19 protein-coding genes and 1 pseudogene are annotated in these 19,918 nt (G+C 73.8%); 13 read left to right on the top strand and 7 right to left on the bottom strand.

Annotated elements, in window-relative coordinates; translation table 11 throughout:
- Positions 1–152: 152 nt before the first annotated feature.
- From ABZW30_RS04695 to ABZW30_RS04670, 6 genes are all read left to right on the top strand, one after another.
- Positions 153–1,046, top strand: a complete 894-nt coding sequence (locus tag ABZW30_RS04695) for a hypothetical protein (RefSeq protein WP_355669575.1) — start codon at positions 153–155, stop codon at positions 1,044–1,046.
- Positions 1,043–1,861 carry an alpha-L-glutamate ligase gene (locus ABZW30_RS04690; RefSeq protein WP_355669574.1) on the top strand — a complete coding sequence of 273 codons (819 nt, stop codon included), beginning with the start codon at positions 1,043–1,045 and terminating at the stop codon, positions 1,859–1,861. The genes ABZW30_RS04695 and ABZW30_RS04690 overlap by 4 nt, the downstream gene beginning before the upstream one ends.
- 50 nt (positions 1,862–1,911) lie before the next feature.
- Positions 1,912–2,745, top strand: a complete 834-nt coding sequence (locus tag ABZW30_RS04685; protein ID WP_355669573.1) for a putative RNA methyltransferase — start codon at positions 1,912–1,914, stop codon at positions 2,743–2,745.
- Between the two features lie 248 nt (positions 2,746–2,993).
- Complete coding sequence (locus ABZW30_RS04680) at positions 2,994–4,301, top strand: ATP-binding protein (RefSeq protein WP_355669572.1); 1,308 nt, start codon at positions 2,994–2,996, stop codon at positions 4,299–4,301.
- Between the two features lie 80 nt (positions 4,302–4,381).
- A complete protein-coding gene (locus tag ABZW30_RS04675) occupies positions 4,382–4,729 on the top strand; it encodes a nucleotide pyrophosphohydrolase (protein ID WP_355669596.1) in 348 nt (115 codons plus the stop codon).
- Positions 4,730–4,895: 166 nt separating this feature from the next.
- Positions 4,896–5,525: a DUF6099 family protein gene (locus ABZW30_RS04670; RefSeq protein WP_355669571.1), complete on the top strand. Its 630-nt coding sequence runs from the start codon at positions 4,896–4,898 to the stop codon at positions 5,523–5,525.
- On the opposite strand, the gene ABZW30_RS04665 is transcribed toward ABZW30_RS04670, so the two are convergent.
- A complete protein-coding gene (locus ABZW30_RS04665) occupies positions 5,471–5,707 on the bottom strand; it encodes a hypothetical protein (RefSeq protein WP_355669570.1) in 237 nt (78 codons plus the stop codon). The genes ABZW30_RS04670 and ABZW30_RS04665 overlap by 55 nt on opposite strands.
- Positions 5,708–6,054: 347 nt before the next feature.
- Between ABZW30_RS04665 and helR the strand changes: the two genes are divergently transcribed.
- Positions 6,055–8,214: an RNA polymerase recycling motor ATPase HelR gene (helR, locus tag ABZW30_RS04660; RefSeq protein WP_355669569.1), complete on the top strand. Its 2,160-nt coding sequence runs from the start codon at positions 6,055–6,057 to the stop codon at positions 8,212–8,214.
- 112 nt (positions 8,215–8,326) lie between these two features.
- Positions 8,327–8,569 (top strand): annotated as a pseudogene (locus tag ABZW30_RS04655) (DUF6087 family protein); the annotation flags it as partial.
- Between the two features lie 177 nt (positions 8,570–8,746).
- Here the strand turns inward: ABZW30_RS04655 and dapD are convergent.
- Entirely contained in the window at positions 8,747–9,736 is a 990-nt protein-coding gene (gene dapD, locus ABZW30_RS04650; protein WP_355669568.1) for a 2,3,4,5-tetrahydropyridine-2,6-dicarboxylate N-succinyltransferase, read from the bottom strand.
- A gap of 141 nt (positions 9,737–9,877) precedes the next feature.
- Between dapD and ABZW30_RS04645 the strand changes: the two genes are divergently transcribed.
- The 3 genes from ABZW30_RS04645 to argF all read left to right on the top strand — a co-directional run bounded on the left by ABZW30_RS04645 (position 9,878) and on the right by argF (position 15,310).
- A complete protein-coding gene (locus ABZW30_RS04645; protein WP_355669567.1) occupies positions 9,878–11,554 on the top strand; it encodes a 3' terminal RNA ribose 2'-O-methyltransferase Hen1 in 1,677 nt (558 codons plus the stop codon).
- Positions 11,551–14,169 (top strand): polynucleotide kinase-phosphatase, encoded by a 2,619-nt coding sequence (locus ABZW30_RS04640; protein WP_355669566.1) that lies wholly within the window; start codon positions 11,551–11,553, stop codon positions 14,167–14,169. Before ABZW30_RS04645 ends, ABZW30_RS04640 begins: the two co-directional genes overlap by 4 nt.
- A gap of 139 nt (positions 14,170–14,308) precedes the next feature.
- Positions 14,309–15,310, top strand: a complete 1,002-nt coding sequence (argF, locus tag ABZW30_RS04635; RefSeq protein ID WP_355669565.1) for an ornithine carbamoyltransferase — start codon at positions 14,309–14,311, stop codon at positions 15,308–15,310.
- A gap of 93 nt (positions 15,311–15,403) precedes the next feature.
- Here the strand turns inward: argF and ABZW30_RS04630 are convergent, their stop codons facing one another.
- The 5 genes from ABZW30_RS04630 to ABZW30_RS04610 all read right to left on the bottom strand — a co-directional run bounded on the left by ABZW30_RS04630 (position 15,404) and on the right by ABZW30_RS04610 (position 18,529).
- Positions 15,404–15,937 (bottom strand): superoxide dismutase family protein, encoded by a 534-nt coding sequence (locus tag ABZW30_RS04630; protein WP_355669564.1) that lies wholly within the window; start codon positions 15,935–15,937, stop codon positions 15,404–15,406.
- An 82-nt stretch (positions 15,938–16,019) separates the two neighbouring features.
- Positions 16,020–16,427 (bottom strand): type II toxin-antitoxin system VapC family toxin, encoded by a 408-nt coding sequence (locus ABZW30_RS04625; protein ID WP_355669563.1) that lies wholly within the window; start codon positions 16,425–16,427, stop codon positions 16,020–16,022.
- Between the two features lie 51 nt (positions 16,428–16,478).
- Positions 16,479–17,513, bottom strand: coding sequence for a hypothetical protein (locus ABZW30_RS04620; RefSeq protein ID WP_355669562.1), 1,035 nt, complete (start codon positions 17,511–17,513; stop codon positions 16,479–16,481).
- Between the two features lie 34 nt (positions 17,514–17,547).
- On the bottom strand, positions 17,548–18,075 hold the full coding sequence (locus ABZW30_RS04615) for a SigE family RNA polymerase sigma factor (protein WP_355669561.1): 528 nt from the start codon (positions 18,073–18,075) through the stop codon (positions 17,548–17,550).
- Positions 18,076–18,181: 106 nt separating this feature from the next.
- Positions 18,182–18,529, bottom strand: a complete 348-nt coding sequence (locus ABZW30_RS04610) for a hypothetical protein (RefSeq protein WP_355669560.1) — start codon at positions 18,527–18,529, stop codon at positions 18,182–18,184.
- Positions 18,530–18,559: 30 nt separating this feature from the next.
- Between ABZW30_RS04610 and ABZW30_RS04605 the strand changes: the two genes are divergently transcribed.
- Both ABZW30_RS04605 and ABZW30_RS04600 read left to right on the top strand, forming a co-directional pair.
- Complete coding sequence (locus tag ABZW30_RS04605; protein ID WP_355669559.1) at positions 18,560–19,618, top strand: hypothetical protein; 1,059 nt, start codon at positions 18,560–18,562, stop codon at positions 19,616–19,618.
- Positions 19,615–19,773, top strand: a complete 159-nt coding sequence (locus tag ABZW30_RS04600) for a hypothetical protein (RefSeq protein ID WP_355669558.1) — start codon at positions 19,615–19,617, stop codon at positions 19,771–19,773. The genes ABZW30_RS04605 and ABZW30_RS04600 overlap by 4 nt, the downstream gene beginning before the upstream one ends.
- Positions 19,774–19,918: the final 145 nt, after the last annotated feature.

The following is a 19,918-nucleotide window of genomic DNA, read 5'->3' as shown; positions in this document are numbered from 1 at the left end:
CGCTCGGGGCCGCGGGTCGTGGATTGTTGCCGAACGCTTACCGGCCCGCGGTGATCTTGTGCGTATACGTCGGGCATGCTGAACGCTTCACAGCTCTGCCGAGGGGGACGGCGGACGTCCGCACTCGGCGAGGCAAGGGGGAAGACAGGCCCATGAGGCTCTGCTTTCTGGTGGAGGAGCACTACCGGCGGGACGGGATGCCGCTGGACGTGGCGCGTCAACTCGGCGCGTGGGGGCACCGGGTGGACGTGCTACGCCCCGGGGACTCGCTGATGGCGATCTCCGAGGCGGTGCGGGCCGGTAGCCACGACGCCTGGGTGCTCAAGACTGTCTCCGGCGGGCCCGGGCTCACCCTGCTGGAGGCGGCCGCAGCGGTCGGCCTGACCGCCGTCAACGACGTGCGCTCGATCCGTGGAGTCCGGGACAAGGCGCTCGCCTCGGTCATCGCCCGCACCCACGGCCTGCCCGCCCCGGTCACCTACGCCGCCGCCCGCTGGGAACGGCTGGCCGAGATGCCGGCGGCGGAGTACCCGCTCGTCGTCAAGCCGGCCGACGGCAGCTCGGGGCGGGGCGTCCGGCTGGTGGCCGGGCCCGACGACCTGCCCGGCCTCGGGCCCGAACTCGCGGGGGAGGGGCTGCTGATCGCGCAGCCGTACGTGCCCAACTCCGGGACGGACCTCAAGGTGTACTGCGTCGACGGAGAGTTCTTCGCGACGGAACGTTCCTCCCCGCTGCACCCCGGGCAGGGCGTGCGCGAGCGGCAGGTGCCGCTGCCGACGAGCGTGGCGCGGATCGCGGCGCAGGTCGGCGAGGTGTTCGGGCTGGACCTGTACGGGCTCGACGTGCTGCTCGGGCCGGACGGGCCGGTGGTGGTGGACGTCAACGACTTCCCGAGCTTCCGGCAGGTGCCGGACGCGGTGGCCCGGGTCGCCCGGGCGGTGCTGCGCCTCGCGCGCAGTGGGACCGCCGTGTCGGCGCCCGCGCTGGTGCCGGCCGGTGGCGCCTCGTACGGCCGACTCGGCCTGGTGGAAGGGGAGTTGCTGTGAGGATCGGGTTGATCGCGCGCGATCCGGGGCACCCGGTGCTCGCGGCCGCCGCAGAACTGCTGGTGCGGCGCGGGTGCGAGGTGGAAGTCGTCCCGCCCGGCGGGGCGGTGGGGGAGCCCGCCGAGGTCTACCTGCTCAAGGCCCGCACGCCGCAAGCGCTCTCGCTGGCCCGTGAGTTGGAGCGGCGGGGCGCGGTCGTGGTGAACTCGGCGGCGGCGACCGAACTCTGCCAGGACCGGGTGCGGATGGCGGAGCTCGCCCGGGGCGCCGGGCTGCCGTTCGCGGCGACCGTCGCGGCCGGGCGGCTGGCCGAGCTCGCGCCGCCGAGTCACCCCTTCGTGGTCAAGAGTCGGCACAGCCGGCGGCACGACCTGGTCGCGCGGGTCGACGGCGCGGCCAGGCTGCGGGAGCTCGTCGAGCACTGGGGAGAGGAGGAGGTCGTCACGCAGCCGTACCTGCCCGGGAGCGGTTGGGACCAGAAGCTCTGGGTGGTCGACGGGCGGGTGTTCGCGGCTCGGCGGCGCTCCGAACTGTCCCCGGACGACGGGGAACCGGGGATGGCGGGGGAGTGGGAGCCGCCCGCCGTGCCTGCCGCGCTCGCGCTGCGGGTGGGGGAGGTGTTCGGGCTCGACGTCTACGGGGTCGACCTGCTGGACGGGGCCGTCGAGCCGGTCATCGTGGACGTCAACGCCTTCCCGGGGGTGCGCGGGCGGCCCGGCGCGCCGGAAGCGCTCGCCGGGCTCGCGCTGCGGATGGCCGCGGAGCGGGGGCGGGTCTCAGCGGGCCGGGGTCGTTTGGCGGGCCGGGGTCGTTAGGCTGGCCGGGCCCCGAACGGCCGGGGCGAACGGCGAGAGAAGACGGAACGTTGCTGCAGGACATCGAGCCCTACCTGGCCTGCCCCCACTGCGCGCAGGCCCTCACCCGGCACGATCGCAGCCTGCGCTGCCCCGCCGGGCACAGCTTCGATCTCGCCAAGCAGGGCTACGTCAGCCTCCTCGCCGGCGACGCCCACACCGGTACCGGCGACACCGCCGAGATGGTCGCCGCCCGCGCCGACTTCCTCGCCGCCGGCCACTACCGGCCGATCGCCGACGCCCTCGCCGAGGCCGCCACGGCCGTCGCCCCCGAGGGCCTGGTCGCCGACCTCGGCGCCGGCACCGGCCACTACCTGGCCCACGTCCTCGACGCCCTGCCCGGCCGGGTCGGAGCCGCCCTGGACATCTCCAAGTTCGCGCTGCGCCGCGCTGCCAAGGCCCACCCCAGGATCGGCGCGGTGGTCTGCGACGCCTGGCGCCCGCTGCCACTGCGTGACGCCTCCGCCGACCTGATGCTCAACGTGTTCGCGCCGCGCAGCGGACCGGAGATCCGGCGGGTGCTGCGCCCCGGCGGCACCCTGCTCCTGGTCTCGCCCACCGCCCGCCACCTGCGCGAACTCGTGGCCGCGCTCGGGCTGCTGTCGGTGGACGAGGAGAAGCAGCGCCGGATCGACGAGAAGCTCGGGCCCTACCTGACACCGGTGGAGCAGCGGGAGGTCGAGTTCACCCTGCGGCTGGCGCCGCAGGACGTCCGTACCGTCGTCGGCATGGGGCCGAGCGCCTGGCACACCGACCGGGAGCGGCTCGACGCGGCGCTGGCGGGGCTGCCGGACCCGGTCGGGGTGACCGCCTCGGTGACGGTGGCGAGCTACCGGCGGCCGTAGGCAGGCCCCGGGCGGGCGTTGGGCACGGTCTGTGGGCAGGCTTGCCGTGGGCAGGTTCTCGACAGGCCGTGGGCGGGTCCTGGGTCACCCATGTGTGGCCCGGTCGCCACGTTGGGATGAACTTGCCGAGCAGGCACGTTTCTCCCGATCGGGCTGCGGCTAACGTCCGACGGGTGAACCGCGACGCCGCCGCGCCCGCCGGGCCGGCCCATCTGCGACCGGGCACTCCGGGGCCCGACCGGCCGCCCGTGCCACGTCCCACCGTCGAGGAGCTCCGGCTCACCGCCTTCAAGTCGTACCGGCGCGCCGTCCTGCCGCTCGCGCCGCTCACCGTGCTGCACGGGCCGGCCGGGGTGGGCAAGTCCAACGCCCTAGACGCGCTGGCCGTGCTGTCCCGGCTCGCCCTCGGCGAGGAGATCGCCGACTCCCTGGACGGGCTTCCGGACCGCGCCGGCCCGCTCGCCACGCCCGTGCGCGGAGGCCTGGACGGGTGCGTGCCGCACGGGCGGGACGCCGTCATCCTGGGCTGCACCGTCCGCTCACCGCGCGGCCGGATCCGGCTCGACCTGGTGATCCGCACCGACGGTCCGGTCCGGATCGCCCGGGAGTCACTCAGCCTCGACGGCCGGACGCTGGTGGACACCGGCGAGCAGGACGTGCGCAACCGGCGCGTCAACGTCTGCTGGCACAACGACACCCGGCAGGGCGACATCCGGGCGCCGCTCCCCAGCGGCACCATGATCACCGCGCAGCTGCCGCTACGGGTGGCCGGCTCCTCCACCGGCGAACGGCTGGTCCTGGCCGCCGTCGAGGACCTGCTCACCGCGCTGCGCGAGGTCTTCCCGCTGCACCCCGTCCCGGCCCTGATGCGCGGCTGGGCCAAGGCCGATCCGCAGGCCCGGCTGCGCAGCAACGCGGCCAACATCTCGGCCGTGATCAACCGGCTGAACAACGAGTGCCCGCGCCGGTACGGGCGACTGCTGCGGGCCGTCCAGGCCGCCGCGCCGCACCCGCTGCTCGGGCTCACCCTCGCGGAGCGCGAGAGCGGGGGCGTGCGGCGGGTGCTCGCCGTCTTCGACGAGGGCGTGCTCGGGCGCACCGGGGCCGACCAGGCCTCCGACGGCATGCTGCGCCACCTCGCCTTCGCGGCGGTGCTGCTCACCGGGGCCGGGGTGCTCGACCTCGACGTGGCCGCCGAGGTGCCCTGGGCGCACCGGCAGCTCACCGTGCTCGCGGAGGACCTCGGGGCCGGGCTCGCCACCGAGCAGACCGCCTCGTTGCTGCGGCTGGCGCGGGACATGGCGGGGCGCTACCAGTTGCGGGTGGTGGCCGCGCTGCAGGAGCCGGCGGCGGCGCGGGCGGCGCTCGGGGCGGGCGGGGAGCGGTCGGGGGAGGCCGCGCTGGTGGAGTGCCGGCGCGATCCGGGGTCGGGGTTCACGGTGCTGCGGCCGGAGGCGGCGCGGGTGCCGGTGCAGTGTGCGCGTGGGGATGGGGGCGGGGGTGGGGGTGCTCCGGCGGTGCCGGGGGACGCGGATGCGGTAGACCTGGAGGCGTGAACGAGCGAGTGACGAGGTCGGGGCAGCCGGGCGGGCCCGGGGGGTCGGCGGACCGTGCGGAGGCGGCGGGGGCCGGGGAGCTGACGCTGGAGGTCCTGCGTCGGCGGCTGGTGGACTTCGCGGCGGCGCGGAGCTGGGAGCCGTACCACACGCCGAAGAACCTGGCGGCGGCGCTGAGCGTGGAGGCGGGGGAGCTACTGGAGATCTTCCAGTGGCTCACCCCCGAGCAGGCGGCCGCGGTGATGTCCGACCCGGAGCGGGCCCACCGGGTGCGTGACGAGGTCGCGGACGTGCTCGCGTACCTGGTGCAGTTCTGCACGGTGGTCGGGGTGGATCCGTTGGAGGCGCTCGCGGCCAAGATCGAGCGCAACGAGCACCGCTTCCCGGTGCCGGGAGGGGCGGCCGACGTCAATCCTGACGTGGGCTGATCACCCTTGTGAGGGATGGAAGTTATCCACACCCCCGGGTTTTCCACAGCTTCGGAATCGGTGGATGCGGATCGGCCCGCTTCCCCGCACGCTTTCGCCGTGACTACTCGACCGCCCCGGCTGCGGTCGGGGGCGACGGCGACAGCGAGCGGAAGGAGCGGGGTCCATGGAGGCGCTGCGACTGATCAAGACGGCCCGGTACGCGCTGACCGAGGCCAGGCACGTACCGGACGTGCTGGCCGAGGCGCGGCAGGCCGCGCTGCTCACCGAGGCGGTGGGCGCCAGGTTGGCGGAGTCGGAGGACGAGGAGCTGAGCGGGCTCGGCCAGCAGCTCTCCGAGGCGGCGGCGCACGCGGCGGTCTGCCTGGACCGGTCCGTTGCCAAGGCCTCCCTGGTGAGCGGCGGACGGGCCGGGCGGCTCGCCGAACTCGGCGAGCCGGAACCGGCGTTGGAGGCGCTGGACGAGCTGCTGCGGGAGGTCGGGGAGACGCTGGTGGTGCTCGCCTGCGGGGCCGAGACCGAAAGCCTCTACTGGACGTGCATCGACGGCGTGGACGCGGTGTCGGAGTGCAAGGACGTGGCCGTGCGGCTGCGCGGGGCGGTGGGTCGGGGTAGGGGAGCGGAGCCCACGGCGCTCGGCGGGGCGGAGCCCGAACGGGCCGGCCGAGGCTCGCCGTTACTGGTGGTCCGGCTCGGCCCGCCGGGCGCTGACGGGCCGACGGCGAAGGAGCGGGTGCCGGACTACCGCGTGCCCGGCGCGGCCGAGGCTTCGGAGGCCTCGGTGGCGGCCGGGTAGGCGGCACCCGGGGCGGCGCCCCGGGTGCCGGACTGCAGCTCCGCGAGGTCCGCGGTCACCGAGGCGAGCAGTTCCTGCATCTGCTCCAGCAGGCTCTTGGGGGTCGCGGGCCCGGCCGCGGCGCCGGTGGCCGAGCCCGTCGGGCTGCTCGGGAGCTGCGGCGTGGCAGAGGGTTCGGACATGGCGGGACCTCTTCGGATCGGTGGTGCGGTGTGCCGCAGCGACCAACGAACCGTTCCGGCGGCCGGTCACCGCTGACCACCCGATGCGGTCCAACTCTGTTACGCCGTAAGCCTCCCGGGTGATCCGGGGTTGCCGCCGCGGTGCGGCCTCGGCTAGGGGCCGGGTCGGCGAGAGGAGAGCGGGGGACGGCGGAGGCACTTGCGAAAGGAGCGGAAGGAAGTAAGGAGAAGAAGGGAAAGGGGGAGAACCCACCCCTCGCCACTCTCAACATATAGCGCACCGGGGGTCTTGCGGCAAGGCCCCGGTGATGGCGCAGAATCGCTGGCCTCAGATCGGAGCTGATGCCATGAACCCCCTGACCACCAGTGCTTTCGACCTTCCCGAGCGCCTTTCCGCCAAGGCCGATCCGGCGCTGATCGCGGGCGACGAGCGGCACTTCGCGGACATCGCGGAGAGCCTGGAGCAGGCGATCGCCGAACTGTCCGACCAGCTCGACGTGGTGCGCCGGGCACCGGGTGGCGCCGGGCAGGCGGCGATGGACCGGGACATCGAGGTCCACCGGCTGAGCGGCCGACTGCGCGCGTTGCGCCGCTACGGCCTCGACCTGTGCCTCGGGCGGATCGTCGTCGCCGACGACGAGGAGCCGGTGTACATCGGCCGGCTCGGGCTCACCGACAGCGAGGGCCGTCGGCTGCTGGTCGACTGGCGCTCGCCCGCGGCCGAGCCGTTCTTCGCGGCCACCCACGGCGACCCGATGGGCCTGGTCAGCCGCCGCAGGTACCGCTGGACCCGCGGCCGGATCGCCGACTACTGGGACGAGGTGTTCACCGCCGAGGGCCTGGAGGGGCACGCCGCGCTGGACGACCAGTCCGCCTTCATCGCCAGCCTGGGTGGCAACCGCTCGGCCCGGATGCGGGACGTGCTCGGCACCGTCCAGGCCGACCAGGACGCCATCATCCGGGCCGGCTCGCGCGGCGCCCTGGTGGTCGACGGCGGTCCCGGTACCGGCAAGACCGTGGTCGCCCTGCACCGCTCCGCCTACCTGCTGTACTCCGACCCCCGCCTCGGCCACCGGCGCGGCGGCGTGCTGTTCGTCGGCCCGCACCAGCCCTACCTGGCCTACGTCGCCGACGTCCTGCCCAGCCTCGGCGAGGAGGGCGTGCGCACCTGCACCGTGCGGGACCTCCTCCCCGAGGGCGCGGGCGCGGTGGAGGAGGCCGACCCGGAGGTGGCCCGGCTGAAGTCCTCCGTCGACATGGTGAACGCGATCGAGAAGGCCGTCCGGTTCTACGAGGAGCCGCCCACCGAGGGGATGGCGGTCACCACCTACTGGTCCGATCTCTGGCTGAGCGCCGAGGACTGGGTCGAGGCCTTCGACGCCCCGGACCCGGGCACCCCGCACAACGAGGCGCGCGAGCAGATCTGGGACGAGCTGGTCACGATCCTGATGGACAAGCTGGGGCAGGATGACGAGGAGGTCTCGCCCGAGTTGTTCCGGCGCTCGCTGCGGCAGGACCGGGAGCTGGTCGAGACCCTCAACCGCGCCTGGCCGCTGCTCGACGCCACCGACCTGGTCGGCGACCTCTGGTCGGTGCCCGCCTACCTGCGGATGTGCGCGCCCCACCTCGCCCCCGAGGAGGTCCGCAAGCTCCAGCGCAAGCACGCCCCGCAGGCCTGGACGGTCGCCGACCTGCCGCTCCTGGACGCGGCCCGGCAGCGGCTCGGGGACCGCGAGGCCACCCTGCGCCGACGCCGTCACCAGGCCTCGGTGGCTGCCGAGCGCGAGCGGATGGCCGACGTGATCGGCGACCTGCTCCAGGCGGACGACGACGGCGAGGGCGTGGTGACGATGCTGCGCGGCCGGGACCTCCAGGACACTCTGATCGACGAGGCCGCGCTGCCCGGCGCCGACGCGCAGCCGCTGGCCGGTCCGTTCGCTCACATCGTCGTGGACGAGGCCCAGGAACTCACCGACGCGGAGTGGCAGATGCTGCTGCTGCGCTGCCCGTCCCGGAGCTTCACCATCGTCGGCGACCGCGCCCAGGCCAGGCACGGCTTCACCGAGTCCTGGCAGGAGCGCCTACAGCGGGTCGGGCTCGACCGCGCCGTCATGGCCTCGCTGAGCGTCAACTACCGCACCCCGGAGGAGGTCATGGCGGAGGCCGAGCCGGTCATCCGGGCGGCCCTGCCGGACGCCAATGTGCCGACCTCGGTGCGCAGCAGTGGCATCCCGGTCCGGCACGGTGCGGTGGCGGAGCTGGAGGCGGTGCTCGACACCTGGCTCGCCGAGCACGCCGAAGGGGTCGCCTGCGTCATCGGCGCCCCGGGCTTCGAGGAGCGGTCGCGGGTCCGCTCGCTCACCCCGGAGCTGGCCAAGGGGCTCGAATTCGACCTGGTCGTCCTGGTCGATCCGGAGGCGTTCGGCGAGGGTGTCGAGGGAGCGGTCGACCGCTATGTCGCGATGACCAGGGCGACCCGGCAGCTCGCCGTCCTGAGGAGCCGCTGATGGCGCGGTAGGGAGCGAGCGGGGCAGGGAGGTTCGGACGGCGGGGCCGGAGCGTCCCCCGGCCGGGTGACGAGGGTGCCGATCAACGGGGCGAGGAGGCCAGACTGGGGCGATGGACGAGGACGAACCGCTGGCGTCGTGGGCCGCGAGGCGGGAGCAACGGCTGCGGCCGGTCGGGCAGTTGAGGGTCGTACGGCTCACGCAGGAGCAGCAGCGGGGCGCCCATGTGGCGCCGGGTGAGCCGCGGCTGATCGTGCGGTGGGACGGCTACCAGTGGCTGGCGGAGACGGTGGCCGAGGACTACGCCGCCGCCCAGCGGATCCTGCACGGGATCGAGGGCGACGGGCTGCGGCGGCCGCCCTACTCGGCGCCGCGGCAGCGCCGGGCGCCGGGGCCGCCACCGCCGGCCGTAGGGGTGTCGTGGGCGGCTGCCGCGTCGCAGAACGCCCGCGGAGCGCCCGCAGAACGCTCGGAGAATGCCGAAGGGGCCCGGCGCATCCAGCGCCGGACCCCGGGGACCGCTGCCCGAAGGTTAGTTGTGGGCGTGCAGGTCCGCGTTCAGACCGCCCCAGGAGCCGGAGCGGGCGATGACCTCGACCGCGCCGGTCTGCGAGTTGCGGCGGAACAGCAGGTTGTCCTGGCCGGACAGCTCGACGGCCTTGGCCACCGCACCGTCCGGGGTGGTGACCCGGGTGCCGGCGGTGACGTACAGGCCGGCCTCGACCACGCAGTCGCTGCCGAGCGAGATGCCGATGCCCGCGTTGGCGCCGAGCAGGCAGCGCTCGCCGACCGAGACGACCTGCTTGCCGCCGCCGGACAGGGTGCCCATGATCGAGGCGCCGCCGCCGATGTCGCTGTGGTCGCCGACCACGACGCCCGCGCTGATCCGGCCCTCGACCATCGAGGTGCCGAGGGTGCCGGCGTTGAAGTTGACGAAGCCCTCGTGCATCACGGTGGTGCCGGGCGCCAGGTGGGCGCCGAGCCGTACGCGGTCGGCGTGGGCGATGCGCACACCGGTCGGGGCGACGTAGTCGGTCATCCGCGGGAACTTGTCGATCCCGTAGACGGCCAGCTGGCCGCCCTGGGCGCGGACGGCGAGGCGGGCCTGCTCGACCTTGTCCACCGGGACGGGGCCGATGCTGGTCCACGCGACGTTGGCGAGTAGACCGAAGATGCCGTCCAGGTTCTGGCCGTGCGGCTTGACCAGGCGGTGGCTGAGCAGGTGCAGGCGCAGGTACACGTCGTGGGTGTCGAGCGGCTTCTCGTCCAACGAGGCGATGGTGGTGCGCACGGCGACCACCTCGACGCCCCGGCGGGCGTCGGCGCGCAGGGCGTCGGCGGCACCGGCGCCGAGCTCGGCCTCGGCCTGCTCGGCGGTCAGGCGGACGGTGCCGGCCGGGCCGGACTCGGTGGCCAGCGCGGGGGCGGGGAACCAGGTGTCGAGGACGGTGCCGTCGGCGGCGATGGTGGCCAGACCGGTGGCCACGGCGCCGTTCGGGAGGGAGGTGGATTCAGCAGTCACACCGTGCACGTTAACCAATGAGGGGCCGAGGTGCCGAACACGCCCACCGTCCGGACGCGCCCTGCGGACCTGCAGATCGGCGGGGCGAGCGGCGGTAAAACCCGGTGCTCGCAGGCCCCGCGCTGGGCAATACTCAGCCGGGTGTTCATGTCGATTTCCACCATCGGCAGCGCCGAGAACCCGGCCACGGATCTCGGGTTCCTGCTGCACAAGCATCCCGGCAAGGTTCAGCGGTTCACGACGTCGCACGGCGAGGCCCACGTCTTCTACCCCGAGGCGGCGGACGAGGTCTGCACGGCGGCGCTGCTGCTGGACATCGACCCCATCGCGCTGGTCCGCAAGGGCCGGGGCAACGGCAGGGGGCGCGGCGGCTCGCCCGACTTCGCGCTCGCCCAGTACGTCAACGACCGCCCGTACGCCGCGTCATCGCTGCTCGCGGTGGCGCTGCGGACGGTGTTCCGGTCCGCGATGAAGGGCGACTGCCCGGCCCGCCCCGAACTGCCGGGGCAGGCCCGCCCGCTGCGGATCGAGCTGCCCGCCGTGCCCGCGAACGGCGCGGGCGAGGGCGGCGGCCCGGCGATGGTGGCCCGGCTGTTCGAACCGCTGGGCTGGCGGGTCGAGGCGACGGCGATCCCGCTGGACGAGGCCTTCCCGGAGTGGGGCGAGTCCCGCTACGTGCGGATCGCGCTCGCCGCCGAGTCCGTACGGCTCGCCGACGCGCTCCAGCAGCTGTACGTGCTGCTGCCGGTGCTGGACGGGGCCAAGCACTACTGGGTCGCCCCGGACGAGGTGGACAAGCTGCTCGCCGCGGGCGAGGGCTGGCTGGCCGCCCACCCGGAGCGCGCCCTGATCGCCCGTCGCTACCTGTCCCGGCGCTGGTCGCTGACCCGGGCCGCGATGGAGCGCCTGGAACTGGCCCGGCTGGCCGAGGCGGACGACCGCGAGGTCGAGGAGGTCGACAACGCGGTCGACGACCGGCCGGAGGAGGAGAGCGCCGACTTCACCGGAACCGACGGGACCGCCGAGATCGCTGAGGCCAGCGGGAACAGCGGGAACAGCGGGCACACCGGGAACAGCGGGCAGCAGCAGTCCGAGCAGTCCGAGCAGCCCCGCAGGCCCTCGCTCGCCGAGCAGCGCCGCACAGCGATCCTCACCGCCCTCCACGAGACCGGCGCGGCCCGGGTCGCCGACCTCGGCTGCGGCCAGGGCGAGCTGATCGGCGAGCTGCTGAAGGACGCCCGGTTCACCGACATCCTCGGTGTGGACGTGTCCGCGCGGGCACTGCAGGCGGCGAGCCGCAAGCTGCGCCTGGAACGTCTCCCCGAGCGGCAGGCGGCCCGGGTGACGCTGGCGCAGGGCGCGCTGACGTACACCGACACCCGGCTGAAGGGCTACGACGCGGCGGTGCTGTGCGAGGTGATCGAGCACCTGGACCTGCCGCGGCTGCCCGCCCTGGAGTACTCGGTGTTCGGCGCCGCCCGCCCGAAGGCCGTCGTGGTCACCACGCCCAACGTGGAGTACAACGTCCGCTGGGAGAGCCTCCCGGCGGGCAGCGTTCGGCACGCCGACCACCGCTTCGAGTGGTCCCGCGCCGAGTTCCGCGCCTGGGCGGAGAAGGTCGCGGCCGCGTACGGCTACACGGTCGAGCTGCGCCCGGTCGGCCCCGAGGACGAGGAGGTCGGCGCCCCGACCCAGCTCGCCCTGTTCCGCGCCGGATCCGGCCCCGACCGGACCGCCGCTACCACCACCGCCGGCGCGACGACCACGACCACGACCACGACCATCACCGCCACGCCCGAGGGAGGCGAACTCCGATGACCAACGACGAAACCGGGAGCACCACCCCCCGCCGCCTCCCCGTCACCGACGTTTCCCTGGTCGTCCTGATCGGCACCAGCGGCGCGGGCAAGTCCAGCTTCGCCCGCCGTCACTTCCTGCCCACCCAGGTGGTCTCCTCCGACTTCTGCCGCGGCCTGGTCGCCGACGACGAGAACGACCAGTCGGCCTCCGCCGAGGCCTTCGACGTCCTGCACTACATCGTCGGCAAGCGCCTCGCGGCCGGCCGCCTCACCGTCGTGGACGCCACCAACGTCCAGCCCGAGACCCGTAGGCAGCTGATCAGGATCGCCCGCGAGCACGACGTGCTGCCGATCGCGATCGTGCTGGACGTCCCGCCCGGCGTGTGCGCCGAGCGCAACCGTTCCCGCCCGGACCGCCAGCTGCCCGCCCATGTCGTCCCGCGCCAGCACCGCGAGCTGCGCCGCTCACTGCGCGGCCTGGAGCGCGAGGGCTTCCGCAAGGTGCACGTCCTGCGCGGCGAGGCCGAGGTGGCGGCCGCCGAGATCGAGCTGGAGAAGCGCTACAACGACCTGCGCCACCTCACCGGCCCGTTCGACGTCGTCGGCGACATCCACGGCTGCCGCTCCGAGCTGGAGACCCTGCTCACCCGTCTCGGCTACACCCTCGCCCGGGACGCCGAGGGCCGCCCGGTGGACGCCGTCCACCCCGCGGGCCGCACCGCGGTCTTCGTCGGTGACCTGGTCGACCGCGGCCCCGACACCCCGGGCGTGCTGCGCCTGGTGATGGGCATGGTGGCGGCCGGGCACGCGATCTGCGTGCCCGGGAACCACGAGAACAAGCTCGGCCGGGCGATGGACGGCAAGAAGGTGACCGTCGCGTACGGCCTCCAGGAGTCGCTGGACCAGCTGGCCGGTGAGAGCGAGGAGTTCAAGGCCGAGGTGCGCGCCTTCATGCGCGGCCTGGTCAGCCACTACATGCTGGACGGCGGCGCCCTGGTGGTCTGCCACGCCGGTCTGCCGGAGAAGTACCACGGCCGCAACTCCGGCCGGGTCCGCTCGCACGCCCTGTACGGGGAGACCACCGGCGAGACCGACGAGTACGGTCTGCCGGTGCGCTACCCCTGGGCGGAGGAGTACCGGGGCCGGGCGCTGGTGGTCTACGGCCACACCCCGGTGCCGAGCGCGAGCTTCGTCAACAACACCATCTGCCTGGACACCGGCTGCGTCTTCGGCGGCAGCCTGACCGCGCTGCGCTACCCCGAGCGCGAGCTGGTGAGCGTGGAGGCCGAGCGGGAGTGGTACGCGCCGGTGCGTCCGCTGCTCACCGACGCGCCGGGCGCCCGTGAGGGCCGCCCGCTGGACCTCGCCGACGTGGCCGGCCGCCGGATCGTGGAGACCGGTCTGCACGGGCGGGTCGCCGTCCGGGAGGAGAACGCGGCGGCGGCGCTGGAGGTGATGAGCCGCTTCGCGCTGGACCCCAGGCTGCTCACCTATCTGCCGCCGACCATGGCGCCGAGCCCGACCTCCCGTCGGGAGGGCTATCTGGAGCACCCGGAGGAGGCCTTCTTCGCCTACCGCGCGGACGGTGTCCGGCACCTGGTGTGCGAGGAGAAGCACATGGGCTCGCGCGCGGTGCTGCTGGTCGCCCGGGACGACGAGGCGCTGGAGCAGCGCTTCGGTGTGGCCGGTCCGGGCGCGATCTGGACCAGGACCGGTCGGGCCTTCCTCAACGACGGGGAGCTGACCGCCGCCGTGCTCGGGCGGGTCCGTGAGGCAGCCGAACGCGCCGGTCTGTTCGAGGAGTTGGACTCCGGCTGGCTGCTGCTGGACGCCGAGTTGATGCCCTGGTCGCTGAAGGCGGTGGAGCTGCTGCGCCGCCAGTACGCGGCGGTCGGCGCGGCGGCCGGCGCTGCGCTGCCCGAGGTGCTGTCCGCGCTGGAGCGGGCGGCCGGGCGAGGGCTGGACCTCGCGGAGCTGACCGAGCGCCAGCGCCGGCGGGCCGCCGATGCGTCGGCGTTCACCGAGGCGTACCGGCGCTACTGCTGGCCGACCGAGGGCCTGTCGGGCATCCGGCTCGCGCCGTTCCAGCTGCTGGCCGCCGAAGGGGCGAACCTCGCGGTGCGCCCGCACGACGAGCACCTGGCCTGGATCGACCGCCTGGTGGACGCCGACGCCGGCAACGCCGACGCCGGTGACACCGCCGGGAAGGAGCCGATGCTGCACCGCACCGGCCGCGTCCTGGTGGACACCGAGGACGAGGCCTCGATGGCCGCCGCCACCGCCTGGTGGGAGGAGCTGACCGGCGCGGGCGGCGAGGGCATGGTGGTCAAGCCGCTGGCCTCGGTGGTGCGGACGGTGCGCGGTGAGGGCCGTCCGGGCGGTCTGGTGCAGCCGGGCGTGAAGGTCCGCGGTCGGGAGTACCTGCGGATCATCTACGGCCCGGACTACACCGAGCACCTGGACCGGCTGAGCCAGCGCTCGCTGGGACACAAGCGCTCGCTGGCGCTGCGTGAGTACGCGCTGGGCCTGGAGGCGCTGGACCGGCTGGCGGCCGGCGAGCCGCTGTGGCGGGTGCACGAGCCGGTGTTCGCGGTGCTCGCGCTGGAGTCCGAGCCGGTCGACCCGCGTCTGTAGGAGAGGCCGCCGGCCGGAACGATGACGGGGGAGTCCCGCCCGGGACTTCCCCGTCATTCATCGGCGTTCTGTATAGAAATTCCAACTATCGTATACACTTGCCGCCTTCCTCGTAGTCCCGTCACCCCAGGAGCCCGGTATGGCCTTCAACCTCCGGAACAGGCACTTCCTCAAGGAGCTCGACTTCACGCCCCAGGAGTTCCGCTTCCTGGTGGACCTCGCCGCCGGGCTCAAGGCGGCCAAGTATGCGGGTGCGGAGCAGCCCCGGCTGCGCGGCAAGAACATCGCGCTGATCTTCGAGAAGACCTCCACCCGTACCCGCTGCGCCTTCGAGGTCGCCGCCCACGACCAGGGCGCCACCACCACCTACCTGGACCCGGCCGGCTCGCAGATCGGCCACAAGGAGTCGGTGAAGGACACCGCCCGGGTGCTGGGCCGGATGTTCGACGGCATCGAGTACCGCGGCCACGGCCAGGAGATCGTCGAGGAGCTGGCCGAGTACGCCGGCGTCCCGGTCTGGAACGGCCTGACCGACGAGTGGCACCCCACCCAGATGCTGGCCGACGTGCTCACCGTCACCGAGCACACCGCCAAGCCGCTCTCCGAGGTCGCCCTCGCCTACCTGGGCGACGCCCGCTCCAACATGGGCAACTCGCTGCTGGTCACCGGCGCCCTGCTCGGCATGGATATCCGGATCGTCGCCCCGCGCGTCCTCTGGCCGACCGAGGACGTGCAGAAGGCCGCGCAGCAGTTGGCCGGGCAGACCGGCGCCCGGATCACCCTGGCCGAGGACGTGGCCGACGGCGTGGCCGGCGCCGACTTCCTCTACACCGACGTCTGGGTCTCGATGGGCGAGCCCAAGGAGGTCTGGGCCGAGCGGATCGAGCTGCTCAAGCCGTACCAGGTGTCCATGGACACCGTCCGGGCCACCGGCAACCCGAACGTGAAGTTCCTGCACTGCCTGCCCGCGTTCCACGACCTCGGCACCGTGGTCGGACGGCAGATGTACGAGGCGACCGGAATGACCGAGCTGGAGTGCACCGACGAGCTGTTCGAGTCGGCGCACTCCATCGTGTTCGACCAGGCCGAGAACCGCCTGCACACCATCAAGGCGGTCCTGGTCGCGACCCTGGGCTCCTGAGCGGGCCGGTTCCTCCGTCGGCTACCTCTCCCGCTCCTCCGCCGGCTGCCTGTCCCGCTCCTTCGCCGGCTACCTCGCCGTCCCCGTCTCCGGCTACTTCTCCAGCCTGACGCAGGCCACCCGGTCGCCCGCCGCGTGCGACCCGGCCTGAGTGCCCGCGTGGAGCACCAGTGAGCGGGCCTCGCCCGGCCGTGGCTGCCAGTCCACCGCGGCCGTGGCGGTGCCCTCGCCCCGGTCGTCGGTGCGCAGCGCCAGCCGCAGCTCGTTGCGGTCGTTGGCGTAGGCCGGGTCGGCGGACGGCTGCACCGGGTCGACCACGGCCTGGTAGTGCGGCCCGGAGGCGGCCGGGTCGGCCCCGCAGCTGCCGGTGTGCAGGTGCACCGGGAACTCGTGGTCGGGGGCGAGCCCGGCCACCGTCAGGTTGACCACCGTCCGCCCGGGCATCGAGCGGTCGGTGACCACCCGGGCGTGCGAACCGTACGGCACCAGGTCGTCCGCGTAGCTGATCGCGGCCGGCGGGACGAAGGCGGTCGCCGGGTCGAAGTGCGCGTCCAGGACGGAGACCGGTGAGGCGGCGGGGGCGAGCAGCGCCAGCGGCAGCAGAGTGGCAGTGAGCGGAGCGGGCATCGGGACGGGCCTTCCACGGGCAGGGCGACGGTCGCCCTGCTAACGCCGCCACGCTGGGGAGGACACTGCGTCGAGGGCGCCCTCAGTCCGCCTCACGCCGGATCCCCCGGATCTCGCAGCGCGGCCCGCTGGCCCGCATCAGCCGCAGGTCGGCGGTGACCAGCGGCACCCCGTACTGCTCGGCGACCGCGACGTACGCGGCGTCGTCCGGGGTGAGGTTGTCCTTGAGCTCCCAGATCCGGCCGAGCAGCGGCGCCACCTCAACCTTGCGGATCGTCACCGCCGCGAGTTCCCCGGTGAGTTCGGCGACCTGCTCGGCGGTCAGCTCCTTGGCCAGGTAGAGCCCGCGCAGTGACTGCATCACCTCGATGACGATGTGTTCGGGCGCCAGCCACTCGCCGCCGGAGGCGAGTTCCTCCCGGGCCCGGACCCCGCGCGGTCCCTGGTCGGCGAGCGCCAGCACCAGCGCGGACGCGTCCACCACGATCATCGCCGGCCCCCTCTGCCTGTCACCACACCGGCCACCGTACCCGGCCGGACCTCACCCGGCGGAGCCGGGCCTGGGGCTGGCGGTGCCGGACGGCCGGTGCTCCAGCACGGTGTCGTGGAACGGCCGGACCGTCTGCTCGGCCTGCTGCGCCTCCTCGGGGGTGATCCACTCCTGCAGGCCGGTCGACATCGCGGCGGCCTTCAACTGGTCGAGGCTGAGCGGCAGCCCCTTCCGGATCACCACCTGGTTCTCGGGCTGCCCGTCGGCCGACGCCGTGTTCCTGGCGTCGACCGTCACCATGGTCTTGTCGGGCCGCAGCAGGTCGACCTCGCGCGAGAGGATCTCGCCGGATTGCCGTTCGATGACGAGCAGGTGGCTGCCGTCCGGGAGCACGCTGCCGGAGCAGTAGCGGAACTGGCCGCTCCTGTTCAGCACGTCGCAGTTGAAGTGGTCGTCGTAGCCGAGGAAGCCCGAGCGCCCGTTGACGCCGTCGGAGGAAGAGCCAGGCCGGTAGTGGGCCCCGAGGTTGCCCTCGACCTGGAGCCGGACGTTGGCCGGGCCGGCGCCGTCGTCGTAGAGCATGCCGGCCCAGACCAGCACGCGCTCGGGGTCGAGGCTGGTCGATTTGGCCAGCTCGGAGTAGCCGGAGTAGCCGGAGGTCCGCCCGTTCGCGGGTAGCGCCCGGGTCAGCACGGACAGTGCGGCATGGCCGGTCATGGCGACCTTGCCGGTGTTGGGGCCGCTGCCCGGCTGCGGCTGCTCGGGGTTGTCGTCGGACCAATGGAACGGCTTCGGGTACGACCGGCCCGGTGTTGGCGCAGCGGAGGCGGAGGGAGAGGCCGTGGCGGCGGCCACCGCAACCGTGCCCCCGGTCCCGCCGTCCGTCCGCGCGGCGACCGTGCCCCCGACGGCCAGCGCGGCCACCGCCGTCACGGCACCGGCCACGGTCAGTCGGCGTCGCCGCCGGATCGAGCGGCCCTGTACGGCGGCGCCGGCGATCAGCGGGCCCAGGTCGGGGCCGAGGCCGCCGACCGCCCGCTCGAAGGCTGCGGTCAGCGTCCGGCCGTCCACGTCCTTCTCGTGCATCTCTGGAATCCTCTCGGACGGGCTGGTGTGGGGTTCAGGAGGCGGCGAGCTGCTCGGCGGTCTGCGGCCCGAGCACCGCGCGCAGCCGCTTGAGGGCGCGCAGCGACTGGGTGCGCACCGCGCCCGCGCTCAGGCCCAGTTCGGCGGCGCTCTCCTCGACGCTGCGGTCCTCCCAGTAGCGCAGGACGAGCACGGCCCGGTCCCGGGGCGGCAGCTCGGCGAGGGCGGCGAGCAGGGTGACCCGCAGCGCCGGGTCGTCATTGCTGGGGGCGACGCCCTCGGGCAGTTCGCCGAGGGCGGGCTGTTCGCCGGTGCGGCGCAGCCGGCGGTGGGAGAGGTAACTGCGTACCAGCGTGCTGCGGGCGTAGGCGTCCTGGTTCTCGGCACGGCGGACCTTCGGCCAGGAGGCGTAGAGCTTGGCGAGCGTCACCTGGGTGAGGTCCTCGGCCAGGTGCCAGTCGCCGCACAGCAGCAGCGCGGTGCGAAAGAGCCGCTGCCCGCGGCTGTGTGCGAACGCCTCGAACTCCGTGCTCTCCTCGGCCCGTCGTTTCTTCCCGATCACCGCTGACCCCTCGTACCCCGCGTGTCGGGCGTCTCCGCCCCCTGTGTCCGACTGAACGCCCGAGCCCGGCGAGCGCGTTACGGCTCGCGCGGTGGAATTCGGCGGGTCAGCCGCCGAGCAGCAACCCGGCCAGCAGTGAGACGGCGTTGGCGGTGCCCGAGGCGATCCAGGGCAGTGGGTCGCGCGGGCGCAGTCCGGTGATCGGGCAGAGCAGCAGGGCCTCGACCACGACGACGGACGTCTCGCTGAGCGCGAAGCCGGTCCAGTACGCTGCGGCGGGCCCGTCGGTCCAGTGCCGGAGGGTCCACCAGAGCAGTGGATGCGTCATCAGGTTGACCAGCACGCCGGCCGCGGCCGCGCGCCGCGGGCGTACGCGCCCGACCCGGGTGAGGGCGGCGGTGTAGACGGGTGTCTCGGTCAGCAGGGTGAGGGCGAGTGCCACCGGGTAGCGCACGGCGGGGATCGTGCCATGGGAGGGGCGAGCATGGCGACCAGGGGGATCCAAGCCACGGGGATTCAGGCCGCGGGGTTCCAGGCCGCGGGGGGCCGGGCGGGAGCGGCGGCCGGTCCCTGGCCCGCGCCCGGTCCGGCGGCGCGGCTGGGTGCGGCGCCGTTCGCGGGCTTCGCGCTGGCGGCCGTCCTGGCGCTGGCGCTGGCCCTGCGCGCCCCGACCGGCCTGGCAGTGGTGGGCCTGGCGGCCTTCGGTCTGCTGCACAACGTGCTGGAGCTGCGTTACGTGGCCGGCCGCTTCGCCGGGGTGCTGGCCGGTCCGCTGCTGCGGCTGCTGCTGGCGCTGGTGACCGGGATCGTGGTGTGCCGCCTGCTGCCGCCCTCCCGACTGTCCCGGTCGGCGGAGATCCTGCTCGCCTACGGCCTGTTGGCGGCGGCCTGCTGGTACGGCCTGCGCGGCCGGCCGCGGCTGCTGGTGGCGAGCGGCGTCGGCCTGGCGGGTGCGGGCGCCGCCTCGCTGACCTTCCCGGCGTACCACTTCGTGGTGTTGGCGCATCTGCACAACGTGGTGCCGCTGCTGTTCCTGGCCGAGTGGTCGCGCCGGCTGGCGCGGGGGCGCGCGGCGTTCCTGGCGCTGCAGTTCGGTTGGGTGCTGCTGGTTCCGGCGCTGCTGCTGAGCGGGCTGTTGGACGGAGTGCTGTCCCAGCGCCCCGGCGGTTGGACGGACAGGTTGGCCGCCGCCTACACCCCGCCGGCCTGGCTGAGCCCGGAGGGCGGTCTGCGGTTCCTGGCGGTGTTCGCCTTCCTGCAGACGATGCACTACGTGGTCTGGGTGTGGTTCCTGCCGCGGTACGCGCCCGAGGCGGCGGAGCGCTTCGAAGCCCGGGTGCCGTCCTTGCGCGGGGGGCGGGCCTGGGCGCTGGGGGCGGGCGCGGGCGCGCTGCTGGCCCTGTTGTTCGTCGTGGATTACGCCCAGGGTCGCTCGGTGTACGCGGCGCTGGCCAGTTACCACGCCTATCTGGAGTTCCCGGTGCTGCTGATGCTGGTCCTGGGCCTGGGCGCGAACCAGGCGCGAACGGAGGAGAACGAATGAGCGCGACGACTCTGCTGGCGGACATCGCCCCCTCGCCGACCGGCGGCTCCGGTGGTGAGCTGGTGGTGGTGCTGTTGCTGGCCGCCGCCATCGTGGCGGGAGCGGTCTGGCTGATCCGGCTGGAGCGCAAGCGCCGCGGCCCGGACGGCCGGTGACCTGCGCCGTCGCGCGCCGGGGCATGCCTGCGGTGGTGACGGCGGCGGCATGCACTATGGTTTATCTCGACATCGAGATAACTGCCCTTTACGATATATCTCGACATCAAGATACTTGCCGAGGGGCGCTCGCCGGCGATGCGGC

This window comes from Kitasatospora sp. NPDC004669 (assembly GCF_040609455.1).
In the GTDB taxonomy this organism is placed as follows: domain Bacteria; phylum Actinomycetota; class Actinomycetes; order Streptomycetales; family Streptomycetaceae; genus Kitasatospora.
Note: the sequence above shows the minus strand (reverse complement) of the source record. Positions and strands in the feature narration are given on the sequence as shown.

Coding starts and splice junctions, on each gene's coding strand:
- ABZW30_RS04695 (WP_355669575.1), top strand. CDS start 153: ATGAGGCTCTGCTTTCTGGTGGAGGAGCACTACCGGCGGGACGGGATG.
- ABZW30_RS04670 (WP_355669571.1), top strand. CDS start 4,896: ATGGAGGCGCTGCGACTGATCAAGACGGCCCGGTACGCGCTGACCGAG.
- ABZW30_RS04665 (WP_355669570.1), bottom strand. CDS start 5,707: ATGTCCGAACCCTCTGCCACGCCGCAGCTCCCGAGCAGCCCGACGGGC.
- helR (WP_355669569.1), top strand. CDS start 6,055: ATGAACCCCCTGACCACCAGTGCTTTCGACCTTCCCGAGCGCCTTTCC.
- ABZW30_RS04640 (WP_355669566.1), top strand. CDS start 11,551: ATGACCAACGACGAAACCGGGAGCACCACCCCCCGCCGCCTCCCCGTC.
- argF (WP_355669565.1), top strand. CDS start 14,309: ATGGCCTTCAACCTCCGGAACAGGCACTTCCTCAAGGAGCTCGACTTC.
- ABZW30_RS04630 (WP_355669564.1), bottom strand. CDS start 15,937: ATGCCCGCTCCGCTCACTGCCACTCTGCTGCCGCTGGCGCTGCTCGCC.
- ABZW30_RS04625 (WP_355669563.1), bottom strand. CDS start 16,427: ATGATCGTGGTGGACGCGTCCGCGCTGGTGCTGGCGCTCGCCGACCAG.
- ABZW30_RS04620 (WP_355669562.1), bottom strand. CDS start 17,513: ATGCACGAGAAGGACGTGGACGGCCGGACGCTGACCGCAGCCTTCGAG.
- ABZW30_RS04605 (WP_355669559.1), top strand. CDS start 18,560: ATGGCGACCAGGGGGATCCAAGCCACGGGGATTCAGGCCGCGGGGTTC.
- ABZW30_RS04600 (WP_355669558.1), top strand. CDS start 19,615: ATGAGCGCGACGACTCTGCTGGCGGACATCGCCCCCTCGCCGACCGGC.